Source organism: Pseudomonadota bacterium (assembly GCA_027624955.1).
Taxonomy (GTDB): domain Bacteria; phylum Pseudomonadota; class Alphaproteobacteria; order UBA828; family UBA828; genus PTKB01.
Window position 1 is genome coordinate 43,940 of record JAQBTG010000008.1, and the last position, 20,264, is coordinate 64,203.

At 57.4% G+C, this 20,264-nt stretch carries 20 protein-coding genes and 1 pseudogene; 17 read left to right on the plus strand and 4 right to left on the minus strand.

Features of this window, described 5'->3' with window-relative positions; genetic code table 11:
* Nucleotides 1-6 precede the first annotated feature (6 nt).
* The 5 genes and pseudogenes from wrbA (at nt 7) to O3A94_04785 (ending at nt 4,161) form a co-directional block, all read left to right on the plus strand.
* Nucleotides 7-609, plus strand: a complete 603-nt coding sequence (wrbA, locus tag O3A94_04765) for an NAD(P)H:quinone oxidoreductase (protein MDA1355565.1) — start codon at nt 7-9, stop codon at nt 607-609.
* Nucleotides 610-674: 65 nt separating this feature from the next.
* Nucleotides 675-1,537, plus strand: a pseudogene (locus tag O3A94_04770) (pirin family protein).
* A 14-nt stretch (nt 1,538-1,551) separates the two neighbouring features.
* The gene (locus tag O3A94_04775; protein MDA1355566.1) at nt 1,552-2,550 is read left to right on the plus strand and encodes a glutathione S-transferase family protein; all 999 of its coding nucleotides are present in this window, start codon (nt 1,552-1,554) and stop codon (nt 2,548-2,550) included.
* 144 nt (nt 2,551-2,694) lie between these two features.
* Nucleotides 2,695-3,147, plus strand: coding sequence for an EF-hand domain-containing protein (locus tag O3A94_04780; protein ID MDA1355567.1), 453 nt, complete (start codon nt 2,695-2,697; stop codon nt 3,145-3,147).
* Between the two features lie 12 nt (nt 3,148-3,159).
* Complete coding sequence (locus O3A94_04785; GenBank protein MDA1355568.1) at nt 3,160-4,161, plus strand: Gfo/Idh/MocA family oxidoreductase; 1,002 nt, start codon at nt 3,160-3,162, stop codon at nt 4,159-4,161.
* A 9-nt stretch (nt 4,162-4,170) separates the two neighbouring features.
* On the opposite strand, the gene tldD is transcribed toward O3A94_04785, so the two are convergent.
* Nucleotides 4,171-5,604: a metalloprotease TldD gene (tldD, locus tag O3A94_04790; GenBank protein ID MDA1355569.1), complete on the minus strand. Its 1,434-nt coding sequence runs from the start codon at nt 5,602-5,604 to the stop codon at nt 4,171-4,173.
* Between the two features lie 428 nt (nt 5,605-6,032).
* On the opposite strand from tldD, the gene coxB reads away from it, so the two are divergent.
* The 11 genes from coxB (at nt 6,033) to O3A94_04845 (ending at nt 17,192) form a co-directional block, all read left to right on the plus strand.
* Nucleotides 6,033-6,878: a cytochrome c oxidase subunit II gene (gene coxB / locus O3A94_04795; protein MDA1355570.1), complete on the plus strand. Its 846-nt coding sequence runs from the start codon at nt 6,033-6,035 to the stop codon at nt 6,876-6,878.
* 23 nt (nt 6,879-6,901) lie between these two features.
* A complete protein-coding gene (gene ctaD, locus O3A94_04800; GenBank protein ID MDA1355571.1) occupies nt 6,902-8,518 on the plus strand; it encodes a cytochrome c oxidase subunit I in 1,617 nt (538 codons plus the stop codon).
* 87 nt (nt 8,519-8,605) lie between these two features.
* Nucleotides 8,606-9,469 carry a heme o synthase gene (cyoE, locus tag O3A94_04805; protein ID MDA1355572.1) on the plus strand — a complete coding sequence of 288 codons (864 nt, stop codon included), beginning with the start codon at nt 8,606-8,608 and terminating at the stop codon, nt 9,467-9,469.
* A 134-nt stretch (nt 9,470-9,603) separates the two neighbouring features.
* A complete protein-coding gene (locus tag O3A94_04810) occupies nt 9,604-10,218 on the plus strand; it encodes a cytochrome c oxidase assembly protein (protein ID MDA1355573.1) in 615 nt (204 codons plus the stop codon).
* A gap of 54 nt (nt 10,219-10,272) precedes the next feature.
* On the plus strand, nt 10,273-11,073 hold the full coding sequence (locus O3A94_04815; protein ID MDA1355574.1) for a cytochrome c oxidase subunit 3: 801 nt from the start codon (nt 10,273-10,275) through the stop codon (nt 11,071-11,073).
* Nucleotides 11,074-11,224: 151 nt separating this feature from the next.
* Nucleotides 11,225-11,599: a DUF983 domain-containing protein gene (locus tag O3A94_04820; GenBank protein MDA1355575.1), complete on the plus strand. Its 375-nt coding sequence runs from the start codon at nt 11,225-11,227 to the stop codon at nt 11,597-11,599.
* A 13-nt stretch (nt 11,600-11,612) separates the two neighbouring features.
* On the plus strand, nt 11,613-12,332 hold the full coding sequence (locus O3A94_04825) for an SURF1 family protein (GenBank protein MDA1355576.1): 720 nt from the start codon (nt 11,613-11,615) through the stop codon (nt 12,330-12,332).
* Entirely contained in the window at nt 12,329-13,831 is a 1,503-nt protein-coding gene (locus O3A94_04830; GenBank protein MDA1355577.1) for a carboxypeptidase M32, read from the plus strand. The genes O3A94_04825 and O3A94_04830 overlap by 4 nt, the downstream gene beginning before the upstream one ends.
* Nucleotides 13,832-13,906: 75 nt before the next feature.
* Nucleotides 13,907-15,343 carry a threonine synthase gene (gene thrC, locus O3A94_04835; protein ID MDA1355578.1) on the plus strand — a complete coding sequence of 479 codons (1,437 nt, stop codon included), beginning with the start codon at nt 13,907-13,909 and terminating at the stop codon, nt 15,341-15,343.
* Complete coding sequence (locus tag O3A94_04840; GenBank protein MDA1355579.1) at nt 15,340-16,599, plus strand: pitrilysin family protein; 1,260 nt, start codon at nt 15,340-15,342, stop codon at nt 16,597-16,599. Before thrC ends, O3A94_04840 begins: the two co-directional genes overlap by 4 nt.
* The gene (locus tag O3A94_04845) at nt 16,599-17,192 is read left to right on the plus strand and encodes a GNAT family protein (GenBank protein MDA1355580.1); all 594 of its coding nucleotides are present in this window, start codon (nt 16,599-16,601) and stop codon (nt 17,190-17,192) included. Before O3A94_04840 ends, O3A94_04845 begins: the two co-directional genes overlap by 1 nt.
* A gap of 22 nt (nt 17,193-17,214) precedes the next feature.
* On the opposite strand, the gene O3A94_04850 is transcribed toward O3A94_04845, so the two are convergent.
* The gene (locus O3A94_04850) at nt 17,215-17,781 is read right to left on the minus strand and encodes a YqgE/AlgH family protein (GenBank protein ID MDA1355581.1); all 567 of its coding nucleotides are present in this window, start codon (nt 17,779-17,781) and stop codon (nt 17,215-17,217) included.
* A 248-nt stretch (nt 17,782-18,029) separates the two neighbouring features.
* Between O3A94_04850 and O3A94_04855 the strand changes: the two genes are divergently transcribed.
* Entirely contained in the window at nt 18,030-18,515 is a 486-nt protein-coding gene (locus O3A94_04855) for a peroxiredoxin (GenBank protein MDA1355582.1), read from the plus strand.
* 21 nt (nt 18,516-18,536) lie between these two features.
* On the opposite strand, the gene rnhA is transcribed toward O3A94_04855, so the two are convergent.
* Together rnhA and O3A94_04865 are read right to left on the minus strand one after the other, a co-directional pair.
* Nucleotides 18,537-19,010 carry a ribonuclease HI gene (gene rnhA, locus O3A94_04860; protein MDA1355583.1) on the minus strand — a complete coding sequence of 158 codons (474 nt, stop codon included), beginning with the start codon at nt 19,008-19,010 and terminating at the stop codon, nt 18,537-18,539.
* Entirely contained in the window at nt 19,007-19,969 is a 963-nt protein-coding gene (locus O3A94_04865; protein ID MDA1355584.1) for a homoserine kinase, read from the minus strand. Before O3A94_04865 ends, rnhA begins: the two co-directional genes overlap by 4 nt.
* Between the last annotated feature and the right edge of the window lie 295 nt (nt 19,970-20,264).

A 20,264-nucleotide genomic window follows, 5' to 3' on the forward strand; every position in this document is an offset into this window, starting at 1 on the left:
GGCTCGATGAGTAATATTCTGGTGCTTTATTACAGCGGCTACGGCCATGTGGAGAATATGGCGCGCGCCATCGCCGAGGGCGCGGCGTCAGTTGATTCGGTGTCGGTGAGCGTTAAACGAGTTGCGGAATTGGTGCCCGATGAACAGGCGCGCGCGGGCGGCATGAAGCTCGATCAAGAGGCGCCAATTGCGGAGCCCGGCGAGCTTGGCGATTACGATGGCATCATATTTGGCACGCCGACGCGCTTCGGTAATATGGCCGCGCAAATGCGCAATTTCCTTGATCAGACGGGTGCCTTGTGGGCGAAAGGCGCATTGATCGGCAAGGTCGGCAGCGTCTTTACCTCGACCGCCACCCAACATGGCGGGCAGGAAAGTACAATTCTTTCATTCCACACCACCCTGTTGCATCACGGCATGGTAATTGTCGGCTTGCCCTACTCGGCGGCGGGTCAGACTCGTATCGATGAGGTCACCGGTGGATCGCCGTACGGCGCTTCAACTATTGCCGGCGGTGACGGCGCCCGCCAGCCGAGCGAAAACGAACTTTCTCTGGCCCGCTTTCAAGGTCGTCACGTCGCCGAGATAGCGGCTAAACTGGCCTCTTGATAGAGTGCTTCCAAGAGAATGCGGCAGAGCGCGGGATTGCGCGTGGGAGTAATTGGAGTCATGCGATGAATTTGCGCGGCGTGAGCAATTTGGTACCGGCTATTGCCACCAGCGATGGCGCCGGCGTGAAACTGAACCGCACCATTGGCGGGCCCGTGTTGGACAGTCTCGATCCGTTTCTACTGCTTGATGAATTTGGCTCGGAAGACGGCGCCGATTACATCGGCGGCTTTCCCGATCACCCGCATCGCGGATTTGAGACCGTCACCTACATGCTCGACGGTCTCATGCGCCATGAAGACAGCACCGGCGCTGGCGGCACGCTCACCCCTGGCGGCGTACAATGGATGACGGCCGGGCGCGGTATCGTGCATTCGGAAATGCCGCAACAGGAAGATGGCCTGATGCGCGGCTTTCAACTCTGGGTCAATCTACCGGCGTCGGAAAAAATGTGTGTGCCGCGCTATCAGAACCTAGAGCCGGATGAAATTCCCGAGATCGACAGCGACGGTGGTGCGCGCATCCGCGTCATTGCCGGCGATGTTGGCGGCGTCTCTGGCGCGATCGAGGGCGTCGCGGTGCAGCCTATCTATCTTGATATCCGCTTGCCGGCGGAGACGGAGCATCTTCAGCCCATCCCGGATGGTCATACAGCACTTTGTTACGTCTTCGAAGGCGCGGTCGCGGTCGTCAATTCGACAGACGGCGCCGCCGAAGCCTCCGCGGTTGACGTGCCGCATCACACGCTCGCCGTCCTTGGCGGTGGAGAGGCGGTGCGGCTGCGGGCCGGGGGCCCGAAGGCGGACAGGCGCTGCTGATCGCTGGCAAACCCATAGGTGAGCCCGTTGTGCGATACGGGCCCTTCGTGATGAACACGCGCGAAGAGATTGAGCAGGCGATCAACGATTACCGCGCCGGGCGTTTCTAAGAGAGGTCTGAACGATGGGTGTGATGATTGAAGGCGAGTGGCATGTTGAGGAGCCGGTCAGCGGTTCCGCCGAGAAGGGAAAGTACCGCCGTTCCGTCTCCACTTTTCGCAACTGGATCACGCCTGACGGCGCACCTGGACCTGATGGCGGAGAGGGTGGATTTGCCGCGGAATCGGGGCGTTATCACCTTTATGCTGCGGTCAGCTGCCCGTGGGCGCACCGCACGATGATCGTGCGTGTCTTAAAGGGTTTGGAAAATATCATTTCTCTGGATACCGTTCTGCCCAAGCGCAGCCCCGAAGGCTGGGTGTTTGCTGCCGCACCGCATGGCCATTGCGATTCGCTTTTCGGCAGCGCTGCACTGCACGAAATATACAGTTCCGCCGATCCAGATTTTTCCGGGCGGGTGACTGTGCCGGTGCTTTGGGACAAGAAACTTCAAACAATCGTCAACAATGAATCAGCCGAAATTATCCGCATGCTGAACAGCGCCTTTGACGATGCTGGCGCGCGTGGCCCTGATCTTTATCCGGCGGATTTGCGGTCGGAAATTGATGCGTTGAATGAGCGCATTTACCTAAGCGTAAATAACGGCGTTTATCGGACTGGATTCGCGCGCAGCCAGGAAGCCTATGAAGAGGCTTTTGACGATCTCTTTGAAGCGTTGGACATGTTGGAGGCGCGTCTGTCCTCTCGCCGTTACTTATGCGGTGCCTATCCGTGTGAGGCGGATTGGCGTCTCTTTCCGACGCTAATGCGTTTTGATGTGGCCTATTTCGGCGCCTTCAAATGCAACCTCCGGCGGCTTCAAGATTATCCTAACTTATGGGGATATGCGCGCGAGCTTTATCAGATGCCGGGCATCGCCCAAACATGTGATCTTGAGGCTTACAAACAGGGCTATTATTCGGCCAGCGATTTGCGCAATCCGCTGGGCATCATACCCAAGGGTCCGATTGTCGATTTTGCGACACCCCACAGCCGCGGGCGAGCGAGTGAAGAGGTCGGATAAAGGGCCACGGCGTCGTGATTTTTAAAAAGTTGTCGTGAATTTAGGAAAGTTCAAGAATTTGTGTTGCTCTTATCGTCGGGTCGATCACAATTGGCACGGTATGCAGCCGATTGAAAGACAATCGGAATGAATCGGAGGTCAAAAATGAAACTAACCCAGTTCGCATTATTCCCGCTAGCGGCGGCGCTGATTCTCGGAACCTGGACTGTCACGCCCAACTTAGTTCAGCCGGCCGCCGCACAACAGGCGGAAGATGACGAAGAGCGGTTTCGCGCGCGTTTCAACAGAATTGATACGAATGAAGACGGTGTGATGGCGGGTTTTGAATATACCGTTTATCGCATCTCTAGTTTCAACACGATGGACGGCGATGGCGATGGCGCACTTACATTAGAGGAATTTAGAGATCGCGGCCGTCAGCCGTCTGAGCGCCGCGCCGAACGTCGGACAAAATCTTTTGCGCGCATCGACCAAAACGCAGACAAAAGTATGGAACGCGGCGAATGGGATGGATATGCCGACCGCCGGTTCGCCAGAATGGACGCGGATAAGGATGGCGAGGTGAGCTTCCTAGAATTCGTCGACTACGTGAAATAGCGCGGCGTCGTCATGGAATCTGTCCGCATTGGCGTCATCGGCCTGGGCTGGTTTGGCGAAATACATTGCCAGGCCATTGCCGGCATTCCGGGGCTTGAACTCTCGGCACTGTGCACGCGAACGAAACCACGTCTCGACGAGCTCGCACAAAAATTCGGTGTGGCGAAAACTTTCACCGATTACCGTGAGATGTTGAAGGACCCGGATATCGACGCGGTGAGCATCACCACGATGTGGGATCAGCACACCGAGCCGGCCTTGGCTGCGCTCCACGCGGGAAAACATGTTTTTTTAGAAAAACCGATGGCGCACACCGTCGAGGATTGCCGGCGTATTTGCGAAGCCGCAGCTAAGGCGCCCGGAAATCTGATGGTCGGCCACATTTGCCGCTTCAATCCCCGATATATTGCCGCCAAGCGGGAGATTGACAGCGGCAGCTTGGGCAAGATTTTGTCGCTAACAGCCCGGCGTAATATTCCGGCCGCCTGGACTTCGGAAATGCTCGATAAAATTGGCCCGATCATTGGCGATACGATTCACGATACGGATCTAATGCTGTGGCTGACCGGTGATCGTATCGTCAGCGCCTATGCGCAGACGGTCGACCTGCGCGGGCGCAAATATCCCGATGTCGGGCAGACAATGTATCGCTTCGCTTCCGGTGCCAGCGCCATCCTTGAGTCTGTCTGGTGCATGCCGGAAAAAACCCCCTTCGACATCGACGAACGAATGTCGATTATCGGTTCGGACGGGTTTATTCATATTCAGGACACCTTCCCCAATTTCGGTATCTGTAACGCCGACGGGTTCCGAAGCCCTGATACGACCTATTGGCCGGAAATGAATGGCGTCATGGGCGGCGCGCTGCGCGAGGAATTTCTTTATTTCGTGCGCTGCGTCAACGAAGGCCGGCGGCCCGACATCATCACGCCGGAAGAATCCATGGCTGCGGTGCGCACCACGTTGGCGGCCGAAGAATCGGCCGCCACGGGTAAGGTGGTGATGCTGGATTGACGGCCTCGGCTAGGTCTCCGTGCCGCCGACGGTAATACCATCCACCAATATTGTAGGCAGTCCGACGCCGACGGGCACGCCTTGGCCCGCCTTTCCGCACGTACCGATACCTGGGTCGAGGGCGAAATCATTGCCGATGGCGCTCACCCGCTTCAGTACGTCCGGGCCGCTGCCGATCAGGCTGGCGCCTTTCAGTGGCGCGGTGATTTTGCCGTCCTCGATGAGGTATGCCTCAGAGGCCGAAAAGACGAATTTTCCCGATGTGATATCAACCTGGCCGCCCCCGAAATTACGAGCGTAGATGCCGCGCTTGGTGGCGCCTATAATTTCTTCAGGGTCGCGTTCGCCGGCCAGCATAAAAGTGTTGGTCATGCGCGGTAAAGGCGCGTGGGCGAAACTTTCGCGTCTGCCGTTGCCGGTTGGCTCCATGCCCATGAGGCGAGCGTTCATGCGGTCCTGCAGGTAGCCGCGCAGAATCCCGTTCTCTATTAAAGTGGTGCTGCCGCTCGGTGTGCCTTCATCATCGATAGTTAGCGAGCCGCGCCGTTCACCGATTGTGCCATCATCGATCACTGTCACGCCTTCCGCCGCAACGCGTTCGCCCAAAAGCCCGGCGAAAGCAGATGTTTTCTTGCGGTTAAAATCGCCCTCGAGCCCGTGGCCGATGGCTTCATGCAGCAGGATACCAGGCCAGCCCGGTCCGAGAACCACGGGAAACTCTCCGGCAGGTGCCGGCACCGATTCCAGGTTTACCAATGCTTGGCGCAGAGCTTCGTCGACCTGCGCCCGCCAGTTGGCCGGCGTAATATAGCTCTCATAATTCGAGCGCCCGCCGACGCCGTGAGATCCGGTTTCCAGTCGTTCGCCATCCTTCACCATGAGCGATACATTGAGGCGTACCAAGGGGCGGATATCCGCCGCCCTCAGCCCATCCGAGCGGATAATCTGCACCGCTTGCCATTCTCCGGTGAGCGAGATCATGACCTGATCAACACGAGGATCCTTGCTCCGTGCATAAGCGTCGATTTCGCTGAGCAGCGCGATCTTTTCCTCGAATGGCGTTGCGGTCAGAGGATTTGATTCTGAATAAAGCGAGTGGTTGGTTGGCTGTGGCCCCTCTGCCGCAACGCCCGAATAGCCCGCGCGTACGGCTTTGACCGTTTCGGCGGCGCGCCGGATCGCTTCTTCGCTAAGCTCAGAAGCATGGGCATAGCCGGTCGCCTCGTCGGCGATCGCGCGCAGCCCAAAGCCTTGTGTGGTATCGAAGCTGGCGCTTTTGAGGCGGCCGTCGTCGAACGACAAGCCTTCACTTTGGCGGTATTCCAAAAACAATTCGCCATCATCCATGCCGGCGAGCGCATTTTCGACGATGCTTTCGGTGCGCGTCTTGTCGAGTCCGGCGCGATTGAAAAACAAATCGTCGGTGACGTCGAATACACTCATGGCGGTGTCCTGATCATGGCTTCAATAGCCGTTCATATGGCAGTGAAATCACGGCACGCCAAGCGCGGCGGGCTATTTTTTACTGGTTTCGCTACCGCTATGAAGCATACGCGGCGTAAAAGCGCGACAATTCGACGCAGGTGTAATTTATTGCGGCTGCATTTTGTCTCAGCTTCGCACGGTCGCTACGCCTAATAACCATTTAATATCAACCGCATAAGACTTCATCATCGCGCTACCATGAGTATTGGCGGCGCCAATTGAACAAATTTAGCCCATATCGCTAATTTAGGGCCTGTAATGGCTTACATCCAGGGCCTACTCCAATTATAGTCTGGCCGCGCCGGTCAGGGGATTCGGAATGACCTCCCTCGGCCCGACGCCAAGCAAAATGGCTGCTCACGCCATGGTTGGGGTGAAGGAAAACGATGATGCTTAAAACAAGACTGATCGCGTTTGCGGTCTTCTTTTCGACGACCTTGATTGGTGCCGGCGCGAGCATGGCGCAGTCGCCTAAGGACTGGCAGTTGGGGTTTCAGGACGCGCACAGCCCGACAATGGAGCGGATCGTTAGCTTGAACGACATCATGCTTTGGATCTGTATCGTCATGTCGGCGATTGTCATGGGCCTGATGGGTTACATTTTTGTGCGCTTCAACCGTAAGAGAAACCCAACGCCGCAAAAATTCACCCACAACTCTCTTATCGAAGTGCTCTGGACCGTTGTTCCGGTGATCGTTCTTGTGGCGATCGCGATTCCGTCGTTCCGCTTGCTTTATTTCATGGATCGAACTTCGGAAGCGGAGATGACCATCAAGGCGATTGGCCATCAATGGTATTGGAGCTACGAATACCCCGACTTGGGCGAAGACATTACGTTCGACGCGGTCATGCTACAGGAAGATGAACTATCGGAAGGGCAGCTCAGACTGCTTGAAACCGATGAAACCGTCGTCGTCCCAATCGATACAAATATTCGCCTTCTCGTCACAGCGGATGATGTCCTCCACGCTTGGACCATCCCCTCATTCGGCATCAAGATCGACGCCGTACCGGGACGAATTAATGAAGGCTGGTTCCGCGTTGACGCAGTGGGAACCTATTACGGCCAATGTTCGGAACTCTGTGGCCGCGACCATGGTTTCATGCCGATACGGGTCGAAGCGGTCTCGAAAGAAGATTACGCCGAGTGGTCAGCGTACGCCCAGGAAGAATATGCCGGCAATAGCGGCAATGAAGGCGTCACGGTAGCGCATCTACGGTCGACTGATTAAGCGGCTAGGGAAGGAATTATTTTATGTCTTATGGCAGCAAAACTGTAGACGGCGCGCACGCGGACCATCACACGCCGACGGGCATTACCCGTTGGCTCTATTCCACCAATCATAAAGACATCGGCACGATGTACCTTGTCTTTGCCATGATAATGGGCGTGATCGGTGCGGCGCTTTCGATCATGATGCGCATCGAACTCAGTGAACCGGGAATGCAGATTTTCGGTGACAATCCGCATTATTTTAACGTCTTTGTGACGGCGCACGGGTTGATCATGGTGTTCTTCTTTGTCATGCCCGCCTTTATCGGCGGTATGGGCAATTGGATGGTGCCGTTGATGATCGGCGCGCCTGATATGGCGTTTCCGCGCATGAACAATATTAGTTTCTGGCTGTTGGTTCCGGCCGGTGCGCTGCTTGTGGGCTCACTTTTCGTGCCGAGTACGGCGGGAGGTTCGACCGGTGTCGGCGGCGGTTGGACGATTTATGCTCCGCTGTCGACGAGCGGACAGCCAGGGCCAGCGATGGATATGGCGATATTTGCGCTGCATCTCGCCGGTGCCTCTTCGATCCTCGGCGCTATCAATTTTATTACCACAATTCTGAACATGCGGGCGCCAGGCATGACGCTGCACAAGATGCCGCTCTTCTCCTGGTCGATTCTGGTCACGGCATTCCTGCTGTTGCTCTCGCTGCCGGTTTTGGCGGGCGCCATCACGATGTTGCTGACCGACCGCAATGTCGGCACGACGTTCTTTGATCCGGCCGGCGGCGGTGATCCGGTCCTATTCCAGCATCTGTTCTGGTTCTTCGGCCATCCGGAAGTCTACATTCTGATCCTGCCGGGCTTCGGCATTGCCAGCCATATTGTGTCGACTTTTTCGAGAAAGCCCGTATTCGGCTATCTCGGCATGGCCTACGCGATGGTCGCGATCGGCTTTGTCGGCTTCGTGGTGTGGGCGCATCACATGTACACAGTCGGGATGGACGTAAATACCCGGGCCTATTTCATTGCCGCAACGATGGTGATTGCGGTGCCTACAGGCATCAAGATTTTCAGCTGGCTGGCCACGATGTGGGGTGGCTCGATAGAGTTCAAGACGCCGTTGCTGTGGGTTCTGGGCTTTATCTTCTTGTTTACCGTTGGCGGCGTGACGGGCATCGTATTGTCCAACGCCGGCATCGATGTCGCCTTACATGACACCTATTACGTGGTCGGGCATTTCCATTACACCATGTCGATCGGCGCGGCGTTCCTGATCTTCGCGGGATTCTATTATTGGTTCGGCAAGATGTCCGGTAGGCAATATCCGGAGACGCTCGGGAAGATTCACTTCTTCATCTCGTTCATCGGCGTCAACGTGACGTTTTTCCCGATGCATTTCCTTGGTGCGGCTGGCATGCCGCGCCGTGTTCCGGATTATCCCGACGCCTTTGCTGGCTGGAACATGGTTGCCTCGATCGGATCCCTGATCTCGGCGGTCGGTATCCTGTTGTTCCTCTTCATTGTGGTCTACACCCTGACCCGGGGTAAAAAATGCGAAGCCAACCCCTGGGGCGAAGGCGCAGATACTCTGGAATGGACGGTCGAATCTCCGGCGCCTTTCCACACCCACGAAGTACTGCCGCGTGTCCGTTGATCAAATCCGCAGTGCGGGAGGTTTGATCGGGTGACGGCCACAGATTACCCAGCAGTAAGCGCTGAGTCAGAGGACTACGGCGAAGCGATCGCGCTTGGTGATTTTGTGGCGCTTCTCAAGCCACGCGTCATGTCGCTTGTTGTATTTACCGGTGCGGTTGGCATGTTGCTGGCGCCCGGCAACCTGCACCCGGTGCTTGCCGTCGTCGCTATTCTCTGTATCGCGGTTGGCGCTGGCGCTTCCGGCGCTATCAACATGTGGTACGACCGCGATATCGACGCCTTGATGACGCGGACCCAGAACCGGCCGATACCGGCGGGCCGCATGGCACCAAACGTCGCGCTCGGATTCGGCATTACTCTGGCTGTGGCCTCTGTTTCGATTATGGCGTTGGCTGTCAACGGCATGGCGGCGGGCCTGCTTGCCTTCACCATCTTTTTTTACATCGTCATTTACAGCATGGGGTTGAAGCGCCGCACGCCGCAAAACATCGTTATCGGTGGTGCCGCCGGTGCGTTTCCGCCGATGATCGGGTGGGCAGCCGTGAGTGGCGACGTGACGCTGGCGTCGGTAGTTCTGTTTGCAATTATCTTTCTGTGGACGCCGCCCCATTTCTGGGCTCTAGCGCTCTACAAGCGCGGCGACTATGACAAAGCCGGTGTGCCGATGATGCCGGTGGTTGCCGGCCGCAAATCGACCGCTTGGCAAATGCTGGCCTATACCGTGGCGTTGCTGCCGGTCACCTTGTTACCGTGTGTGATCGGTCTTTCGGGCGTGGTTTATGGCGCCGGCGCCCTGGCACTCGGATTGGTGTTTATGGGGTACGCCATCAGCGTCATTCGCGATACCGGCGAGCGTAGCGCCCGTCGCATGTTCCCTTTTTCGATCCTGTATCTCTTTTTGATCTTCGTCTTGTTGTTGGTCGATCAGAGCGTGCCGGTGGCTTTCTAGATCGATGGATCAGCCCATGCCGGACAAAGAGTATTATCGCCGCCGCCGCTGGCGGAATTATGCATTGGCTGGCGTGTTACTCGGGCTGGTGGTGCTGTTTTTCTTCATCACCCTCGCCAGGATGGGAGATTGAGATGGCGCTCTCTAATAAACGCAAGCGCATGATGCTGGTCGTTCTCGGCGGCGTTGCCTGCGGCATGGTCGGGCTCTCGTTTGCGGCGGTGCCGCTATACGCAATGTTCTGCAGCGTGACCGGTTTCGGCGGTACGACGCAAATAGCGGAAGCGGCGCCCGCGTCGATCGGGGAGCGCGTCATGGCGGTGCGCTTCAACTCGGATGTGTCCAGCGATGTGCCGTGGCGTTTCAAGCCGTCCCAGCGCGAGGTTGAATTACGTGTCGGTGAGGTTGAGCTGGCCTTTTACACGGCCACCAATGAGTCCCAGAGAACCATTTTGGGCAGCGCCGTGTTCAACGTCACGCCGCTAAAAGCTGGGATTTATTTCAGCAAGATCGATTGCTTTTGCTTCGAGGAGCAGGTGCTTCGGCCCGGCGAGAGCGCTGAGCTGCCGGTCACCTTTTTTATTGATCCAGATATAGTTAACGATCGCGACATGGACGATGTGACGACCATTACTCTCTCTTACACCTTTTTTAATCAAGGCGAAGAAGCGTTGGAGAGTTATTTCGAAAAACAAAAAGAAGAGCAACTGGCGAGCCGCGAAATTGGCGGCGCGACGAAACAAAACTGAAACGGAATTGGCATGATCCCGGCTGACGCCGGAATTTGACCATGGAGTGACGATATGAGCGACACCACACATACCAAAGGCCACGAATATCATATGGTCGAACCGAGCCCGTGGCCGGTGCTCGGAGCGCTGGCTGCCGGAACGATGTTGGGTGGCTCCGTCCTCTATTTCCATAGCGACCAAATTTGGCTGATGGCCCTTGGGTTCGCGTTGACCATTGGCACGATGTTTTTCTGGTGGCGCGATGTGATTCGCGAGGGGCGGGATCAAGGCAGTCACACACCTGTCGTCACCCGCGGTATCCGCTTTGGCATGGTGCTGTTCATTGCTTCCGAAGTGATGTTCTTCGCGGCTTTCTTTTGGGCCTTCTTTAATGCCTCGATCATGCCGACTGAGGCGATCGAATTCACCTGGCCGCCGCCCGGTGTTGAGGCCATGCATGCCTGGGAATTGCCTTTCCTTAACACCTTGATCCTGTTGACCTCAGGCGCCACGGTGACCTGGGCGCACCACGCATTGCGGCACAACAATCAAAAACAGTTCATCTGGGGGTTGGCGCTTACGGTCCTGCTCGGCGTTATTTTCCTCGTCATTCAGGGATACGAATATTCCATCGCCGCGTTCGGGTTCCGCGATGGAATTTATTCGTCGACATTCTACATGGCGACCGGCTTCCACGGCTTTCATGTGACCATTGGCGCGATATTCCTCGGCATTTGCCTGTGGCGTGCAATCCGTGGTGATTTCAAGCCCGATCAACATATCGGCTTCGAAGCGGCGGCGTGGTATTGGCATTTCGTCGATGTGGTGTGGTTGTTCCTATTCATCTGGGTTTATTGGTGGGGCGGCGCCTGAGCGCGCTGCCGCTGCCCTGACCAAGGGCGGTATCAGGTTAAGAGACGACGCCCGGGGGCCGAATGAGGCTCGCGGGCGTTGTCCTGTTGGCATAGAATGCCAACAGCGACGCAGGGCTCCGAAATTTTTTCGTTAAGGGAAATGCCACGGCATGGCTTCTTTGCCACCAATCCCGGTCTCTTTTCTTCGTGCCGGCCTGTTGTGCCGCTGCCCCAATTGCGGCAAGGGCCGGCTTTATTCGGGCTATCTAAAGGTTGTCGAGACATGCGCCAAGTGCGGGTTCGAGCTGCGCAAGCATGACGCAGGCGATGGCCCGGCGGTATTTGTCGTGCTCATTGTCGGTGCCATCATCGTCGGTTTGGCACTCTGGGTCGAAATTTCCTATCAGCCGCCCTATTGGGTGCATCTCGTGATCTGGGCTCCGGCCATTCTTGGCGGCTGCCTCGGGGCTCTTCGGCCGGCAAAAGCGATTTTGATCGCGCTACAATTCAAACACAGGATTTCAGGTTTTGACGACGCGGGATGAGACTTCTGTGCCAATGGCACGACGCTGGGTGATTTTTGTTGCCATCCCCGGCGTGTTGATTTTATTGGCGCTCGGCTCTTGGCAGGTGCAGCGCCTCATGTGGAAGAACGAGGCCAACGAATTCCGCCACATTCGCGCAAGTTCTGAGGCCGTGGCGCTACCCGAAATGGTAGCGGATGCGGCTGCCATGTTGTATCGCCCGGTATGGCTGGAAGGCCGTTTTCTGCATCAGCAGGAAATGTTTCTGGCGGCGCGCTCTTACAACTCAAACACCGGCTACCATGTCATCACGCCGTTCGAAAGAAGCGATGGTGGCTTCGTTCTGGTTAATCGTGGCTGGGTCCCGCTAGACCGCAAGGACCCGGCAACACGCATCGCAGCTCAAATAGACGGCATGGTGCGTATTGAGGGGCTGCTAACCGGCGGCAATATTCCCGGCTGGATGACCCCTGACAACGTGCCGGAAGAGAATTTCTGGTATTGGATCGACCTGCCGTCGCTGTACGGCCATGTCGGCCTTGAGCCGCGCGACTATCTCATTGATGCCAGCGCGGCGGCCAATCCGGGTGGCTACCCGATCGGTGGCCAGACCAGAACTGAGCTGCGCAACGAACACCTGCAATATGTTGTCATTTGGTATGCGCTTGCCGTCTGCCTTTGTGTGATCACCTTTCTGATGTTACGAAATGCGCGCCGCCGGGCGCGTCACAGCGCCGTGGAAAAAGCCTCTTGAGCGCTTACGAACAGCTTGAGCAGCGCTTCCAGCGTATGTCGAATTTGGGCGGCGCGGCGGCTGTGCTGCAATGGGATTGGGCGACGATCATGCCGGCGGGCGGTGCCGAGGCGCGCGCCGCGCAGCTTTCAGAGCTCGATGTTATCCGTCACGAATTGATGACCGATCCAAAACTAGGCGATTTGCTCGGCGCGGCGGAGTTAGCGCGCGCCGACCTGGGCCCTTGGCAGGACGCCAATCTCTCCGAAATGCGCCATCGCTGGGCCCATGCCAATGCGCTGCCGGCAGATTTGGTGGCGGCGTCCAGCACTGCGGCCTCAACTTGCGAACTTGTGTGGCGCGAGGCCCGTGCGTCGAACGATTTCCCGGCCTTTCAGAAAGCTTTTGAGCCGCTCCTCGGCTTGATCCGGGAAAAGGCTGAGGCCAAAGCGGCGGCGCTCGGTCTTGCCCCCTACGATGCCCTGATCGACGGCTATGATCCGGGTTTCGCATGCGCGGAGATTGACGTCATTTTTGATGATCTGGCGGGTTTTTTGCCCGCCTTTCTGGCCCAGGTCTTGGACAAGCAGGCGCATGAAACAGCGCCGCTCCGTCCCACCGGCCCGTTTGCCGTTGCACAGCAACGTGCACTCTCCCGGACTCTTATGGAGCGCATCGGATTCGATTTTGGCCATGGCAGGTTGGACGAAAGCCATCATCCCTTTTGTGGCGGCGTTGCGGAAGATGTCCGCATCACCACGCGCTATGACGAACTCGATTTTACATCTTCGCTGATGGGCGTGTTGCATGAAACCGGCCACGCGCTTTATGAGCGTGGGTTGCCGGCAGAGTGGCGGACGCAGCCGGTCGGGGAATCGCGCAGCATGAGCCTGCACGAGAGCCAATCCCTGCTAATGGAGATGCAAGTTTGCCGCGGCGGCGAGTTTATCGGTTTTGCCGCGCCGCTGATGCGCGAGGCCTTCGCTGCGAACGGGTCTGAGGCCGACCCCGCATTCGCACCCGACAATCTGCAACGAATGGCGCTCATCGTGGCGCCTGATTTTATTCGGGTCGACGCCGATGAGGTCACCTATCCGGCGCACATCATGCTGCGCTACCGCCTCGAGAAAGCAATGATAGCAGGCGATCTTCAGGCGACCGACCTGCCCGACGCCTGGCGCGAGGGCATGCGGGAATTTCTCGGTTTGACGCCGCGCAACGACGGTGAAGGCTGTCTCCAAGACATCCATTGGGCTGGGGGTGATATCGGTTATTTTCCGAGCTATACCTTGGGTGCTTTGATCGCGGCCCAGCTTTTCGAAAGCGCCTGCCACGGTATCGCAGGCCTACGATCAGGGCTTGCCGCGGGCGAATTTGCTGATTTGTTGACCTGGCTGCGCGGCGCCGTTCACAGTCAGGCATCGCGCTATTCCAGCCATGAACTTATAGAACGCGCGACCGGCCGCCCGCTCAGCACCGATGCCTTTAAGGCTCATCTACAGGCGCGTTATCTTGGCTGATGACTGCCGCTTGCGCTCGGCCATGTGCGGCGTACAGTCTGGCATCAATTTGATCATGCCCGTGAGATATCGCCCATGCGTTATGTGAGCACGCGCGGCGAAGGCGGTGCTGGGGTGTCGTTTGAAGATGTGCTGCTCGTCGGCCTTGCGCGCGACGGCGGATTGTTTGTTCCAAAAAGCTGGCCAGCGCCATTTTCAAGCGGCGAACTTGATGAGCTCGCCGCACTCGATTATGCCGATCTCGCGGCCCGATTGACGCGACCCTTTGTGGGAGACGCGGTGGAACCTGCGGCGCTCGAAATTATTGCTCGAGAAAGCTATGCGGCATTTGATCATCCGGCGACGGCGCCCCTTCGCCAACTCGGTAACGGCCTCTGGCTGATGGAGTTGTTCCACGGGCCGACATTGTCGTTTAAGGACTATGCTCTGCAATTTCTTGGTCGCCTGTTTGATCACGTCGTGGCGCGGCGCGGACAACGGTTGACCATTCTCGGCGCGACGTCCGGCGATACTGGGTCCGCCGCGATCGAAGCGTGTCGTGGGCGTGACTCTCTCTCCATTATTATTCTGCATCCGCATGGCCGTGTGTCGGAAGTGCAACGCCGGCAGATGACCACCGTCGATTCTCCAAACGTGCACAATGTTGCCATCGAGGGGACGTTCGACGACTGCCAGGCCCTGGTAAAAGCAATGTTCACCGATCTGCCGCTCCGCGACTCGCTCAATCTGGCCGCGATAAATTCGATCAATTGGGCACGAATCATGGCGCAAACCATTTATTACGCCTATGCCGCTCTCGCCTTGGGTTCGCCGGCGCGCCCCGTTTCGTTTGCCGTGCCAACGGGAAATTTCGGTAATGTTTATTCTGGCTACGTTGCTGCCCGGCTCGGCCTACCTATCCAAAATCTGCTCGTGGCGACAAACGCCAATGATATTTTAGCGCGATTTTTTGCCGGCGCCGGGTATCGAAAAAGTGAGGTCATCCCGAGCATAAGCCCGAGTATGGATATCCAAGTGGCGAGCAACTTCGAGCGCCTGTTGTTTGAACTCCAGGGCCGAAACGGAACCGAGGTCCGGGCTTTGATCGAAAGCCTGGACTCGGATAGCGGCTTCGATGTGGCGCCAGAAAAACTCCAAGACGCCCACCGCCTGTTTTCTGCCCGTCGGGTAGACGATGCGCGCGCGCTTCAATGCATGGCAGAAACTTGGCGGAATTGCGGCATGTTGATTGATCCGCACAGTGCGGCCGGCCTGGCCGCCGCAATGGATGCTGCAGAAGAGCGTGAAGGTAAAGGCGGCCAATCCGCGACGATTTGTCTTGCGACCGCACATCCGGCTAAATTCCCCGATGCGGTTGAGCAGGCGACTGGTGTCCGCCCGGCGTTGCCGGCGGCGTTGACCGATTTGCTCCGGCGTCCGGAGCAGGTGACGCAACTGCCAAATGATTTGGCCGCGGTGAAAGCATATGTCCGTGCTACAGCAGCGGGCCAACATGAAGGGAACGTTGCGTGACGACACAAATTTCAACCCTGGCAAACGGCTTGCGCGTGGTGAGTGAGGAAATGCCGCATATTGAGACGGCATCCATTGGCGTTTGGGTCGATGTCGGCGCGCGTTACGAAAGCGCTGACATAAACGGCGTGTCTCATCTGCTGGAGCATATGGCTTTCAAAGGCACGAAGCGCCGCAGTGCTTTGGCCATTGCTGAGGAGATCGAGGCGGTTGGTGGCCACGTCAACGCCTATACCTCGCGTGAGCAGACCGCCTATTACGCCAAGGTGATGAAGGAAGATACCGCGCTCGCGGTCGATATTTTGGCCGATATTCTTCAGCACTCGACGTTTGCGGAAGACGAATTGGCGCGTGAACGCGAGGTGGTTATTCAGGAAATCGCCCAAGCCCATGATACGCCCGATGATGTCGTCTTCGATCAATTTCAAGAAATAATTTATCCGGACCAACCGCTCGGGCGCACCATTCTCGGTCCGGCTGCGCAGGTCGAGAACTATTCGCGCGATGTCCTGGCCGATTATATGGGCCGGCACTATAACGCTCAGCGCATGGTCGTCGTCGGCGCCGGGCGGCTCGAACATGACGTGTTGGTGGAAATGGCGGGAAACGCTTTTATCGACCTGCCGACGGCCGGATCGACCGACGATCTCACAGCCAAATATGAAGGCGGCGATGTACGAACAAGCCGGGAATTGGAGCAGGCCCATCTGGTGCTCGGCTTCGACGGGATCGCGTATGGCGATGCGGATTATTATACGGCTCAGTTGCTCTCAACTCTGTTGGGGGGCGGCATGTCGTCGCGCCTGTTCCAAGAAATTCGCGAACGGCGCGGGTTAGCCTACTCGGTCTTCAGCTTCGCTTCGTCCTATACGGATGGTGGCGTGTTCGGCGTTTATTGCGGCACTGGCCCCGATAAACTGGCTGAGCTCACGCCGGTAATCTCCGATGAATTGCAGAAGGTGTGCGAAAAAGTGACATCGGAAGAAATCGACCGCGCCCGCGCTCAGCTGAAATCGGGTCTTCTCATGTCGCTCGAATCCAGCTCGTCGCGCTGCGAGCGCCTGGGGCGGCAAATGCTAATTTTTAACCGCTCCGTCCCAATCGAAGAAATGGTCGCGGAAATAGACGTAATCACCGCCGAGGATGTCGTGCGGGTAGCCGTGCGAATTTTTCGTGGCAGCCGGCCGAGCCTCGCAGCGCTCGGACCGGTTTCCGGTCTTGAAAGTTATGACCGAGTCGCGGAGCGATTTGCCTAATGTCGGTTCTCCGGACAGCGCGCCCGGAGCGGGACGATTCCCATCTGCTCGGCCCAAACGTGCGGGTGCGCGCGCCCGAACAGCGCGATTGGCAGGCTTGGGCAGAGCTGCGCACCGCGTCGCGAGATTTTTTGGTGCCGTGGGAGCCGGCCTGGGCCAGCGATTCACATAGCCGCGCCGCCTTTCGCCGCCGTTTGCGCCGTCAACAGCGCGATGCCAGTGACGATGTGTGCTATTCCTATTTTCTCATTCGCCGTTCCGACGAGGCCCTGATGGGCGGCATCACCCTAAGCAGTATCCAGCGCGGTGTCGCTCAGAGTTGCAGTGTCGGGTACTGGATTGGCGAGCCCTACGCGCGCGACGGCTATATGACCGAAGGCCTAAAATGTGTGCTCGGCCACTGTTTCTCCAGCCTCGGACTGCACCGCATTGACGCGGCCTGCATGCCGAACAACGATGCAAGCCAGGCCTTGTTGCGGCGCTGTGGCTTTCGCCGTGAGGGGTATGCGAGAAGATATCTGAAAATAAACGGTGCTTGGCGCGACCATTTGCTGTTCGCCGTGATCGACGAAGAGTGGCGCCGTCCTTTCTGAGCGCCAGCACATGAAAGACTTCCTAGGCATGCCCCACTTCGGCGGAAAGATTGGATATATCTACACCCAATCGCGCGACCGCCGTTTGCCATTTCATGTCATTTTGCAGGTGAAAAACGACTTCTTCATCGGCGGGAACGGTTAACCACCCATTATTCTGGATTTCTTCGTCGAGTTGACCGGGCGCCCAGCCCGCATAGCCGAGCGCCAACAGGCTGTCGCGCGGCCCATTGCCCTCCGCTAAGGCTTTCAAAACATCGACGGTCCCCGTCAGGGCGAACTCGTCATCGACCACCATGGTGGCGTCATGAAAATAATCAGACGAGTGCAGGACGAAGCCGCGTGCGGCCTCGACCGGTCCGCCGAAATGTACGCGAATGCGCTCGTCAACATGGGACGTCTCAATTTCCAATTGCTCCAAAAGTTCCGAAAAACTCAAAGATTCTAGAGGCTTGTTGACAACGATTCCCATCGCGCCGTCTTCTGAATGGGCACATACGTAAATAACCGACCGCTCAAATCGCGGGTCTGGCATGGTCGGCATGGCCACGAGAAGTTGGCCCTCGAAAAAAAGCGATGGCACTTTCATGCCAATATTCTCCAGCCCGGACCGGCCTGATAAAGCAACATCCGTCAGTGTCTCAATTCACTATATAAGTGACAATAGTTTCCTCGAGGAAATGCGTGTTTTTACCTCGTGGCAGACGTCTTTTGGTAATTGCCATCCAGCGTTTCGGCCAGCATATTAACGCCCTGCCGCGCTCGGGTACTGAGCCGGCATAGCGGAAGCCGACATATTCCATATTCATGTTGTAACGTTTTGCAGGGAGCAAGAAGATGACAATTAAAATCGGTGACAAGGTGCCTTCGGTAAACTTCAAGAAAATAACCGCGGATGGTCTTGTCGACGTTCCCAGCGACGACTATTTCAAGGGCCGGAAAGTGGCATTGTTTTCGGTCCCGGGCGCTTTCACACCGACCTGCTCGGCGAAACATGTGCCGAGTTATATCGGCAATGCGGATGCGCTCAAGGCCAAAGGGGTCAGCGCGGTTGCCTGCGTTTCGGTGAATGACGCATTTGTCATGAAGGCCTGGGGCGAAGCACAGGGTGTTGGCGACGCGGTTGAAATGCTCGCCGACGGCAATGGCGAGTTCGCACGCGCCACCGGCCTTACTTTGGACGGTAGTGGCTTTGGGCTGGGTGAACGCTTGACGCGTTTTTCCATGATTGTCGATGATGGCAAGCTCAGTCAGCTAAATGTCGAGAGCAACCCTTCTGAAATGGATGTGAGCAGCGCTGAGCACATGCTGGGCCAACTCTGATCTGACCAAGTTGGTGGTGCGTTAAATTTTTGCCGGCCCGGGAATGCCACGCCGCGCGAGTTCGTCGGCGCGCTCATTTTCCGGGTCACCGGCATGCCCTTTGACCCAGTGCCACGTCATGTCATGTTCGCCGACCTGCACATCGAGTAGTCGCCACAGATCCACGTTTTTTACCGGCTTTCTGCTGGCGGTGCGCCAACCCTTGGCTTTCCATCCGATGATCCACCGGGTTATGCCGTCCATCACGTAGCGGCTGTCGGTAAATAGATCGACGGTGCTCCGCCGTTTGAGCGCTTCAAGTGCATGGATCGCTGCTTCGAGCTCCATGCGATTGTTGGTGGTGTCAGCTTGTCCGCCGCAGATTTCTCTGCGCTGGCCATTGTAGAGGAGGACTGCGCCCCAGCCTCCTGGCCCCGGATTTCCGCTACACGCGCCGTCAGTATAAATTCGCACGCGCGTGCCGCCCTCACCGGAAGATTTGCCGTGCACCGTCATGTGATGCCGTAGGCGCCCGGCCCTGTGAGGCCCCGGTGAAAGCGCAGTTTCTTGACATACTCCATGGGGTCCTTGGGCTTGACCATGGCGCCATCGACTTGGTTGAGCCAGTCGTAAAGACGGGTAAGCAGAAAGCGTAAGGCGGCGCCGCGCGCCAGCAGGGGCAAGGCATCCAACTCTGCTGCGCTGCACGAACGAACTTTGCGATAGGCATTGGTCATGAGGCGGGCCTTGGTGACATTGAAGCTGGCGTCGGGTTCAAAGCACCAAGCGTTGAGGCAGACGGCCAAATCGTAGGCCAGGAAATCATTGCACGCGAAATAAAAATCGATCAAACCGGATAGCTTATCTTCGTCAAAAAATACGTTGTCCGGGAAAAGGTCAGCGTGAATGACCCCTTCCGGCAGATCACGCGGCCAGCGCGCCGCCAGTTCTTCCAGTTCCTCGGATAATTCGGCGGAGAGGCCCGGCGCAACCTCGTCGGCGCGTGATTTCGAATGGGCGAACAGTGCACGCCAGCCGGCCACCGACAGCGCATTCTCGCGCCGCGCTGGATAATCGAGGCCGGCGACATGCATCTTTGCGAGCGCTTCTCCGAGCGGCCCGCAATGCGACGGCGCCGGCCGGAGCGGCCATACGCCTGAGAGAAAACTAGTTATTGCTGCAGGTCGGCCACACAGCTCACGCAGTACCGCTCCGTCGCGACCATGAATTGGTGTCGGACAGGCCAGTCCTCGTCGCGCCAAATGCTCCATCAATCCGAGAAAATACGGCAGATCCTCTGGCGCTACTCGTTTCTCATAGAGCGTAAGGATGTACGGTCCCCGATCGGTCAGCAGAAAATAGTTCGAATTCTCCACCCCTTCTGCGATCCCTTTGAATGAGACGGCCCGGCCGATATCGTAATCGGCGAGAAAGAGTGCGAGTTCCTGATCCGAAACAACGGTGTAGACGGCCATGGGTGGTTCTTAATGATTGTTTGATGTTCGCCGAACGGCATAACGCGCCGCGTGGCGTCGTGCAAGCGCCGCTATCTTAGAGTGCTTTGCACAATCGGTGAATCGGTTTCGGAAATAGCCCCATCTCCTTCAATCCGCAGCACCCCTTGCCGTTCCTCCCCGAGCGCATGGTTTGGGGGGCGGAGCAATCTGGCGCATGGAGTAAGTTTACCCGGCTCTTTGCCCATCTGGCCGGAACGTTAGTCGACGGCACGCTCTTGTACGTGCCCTAGCCTATAGCTACATTCGTAGACGC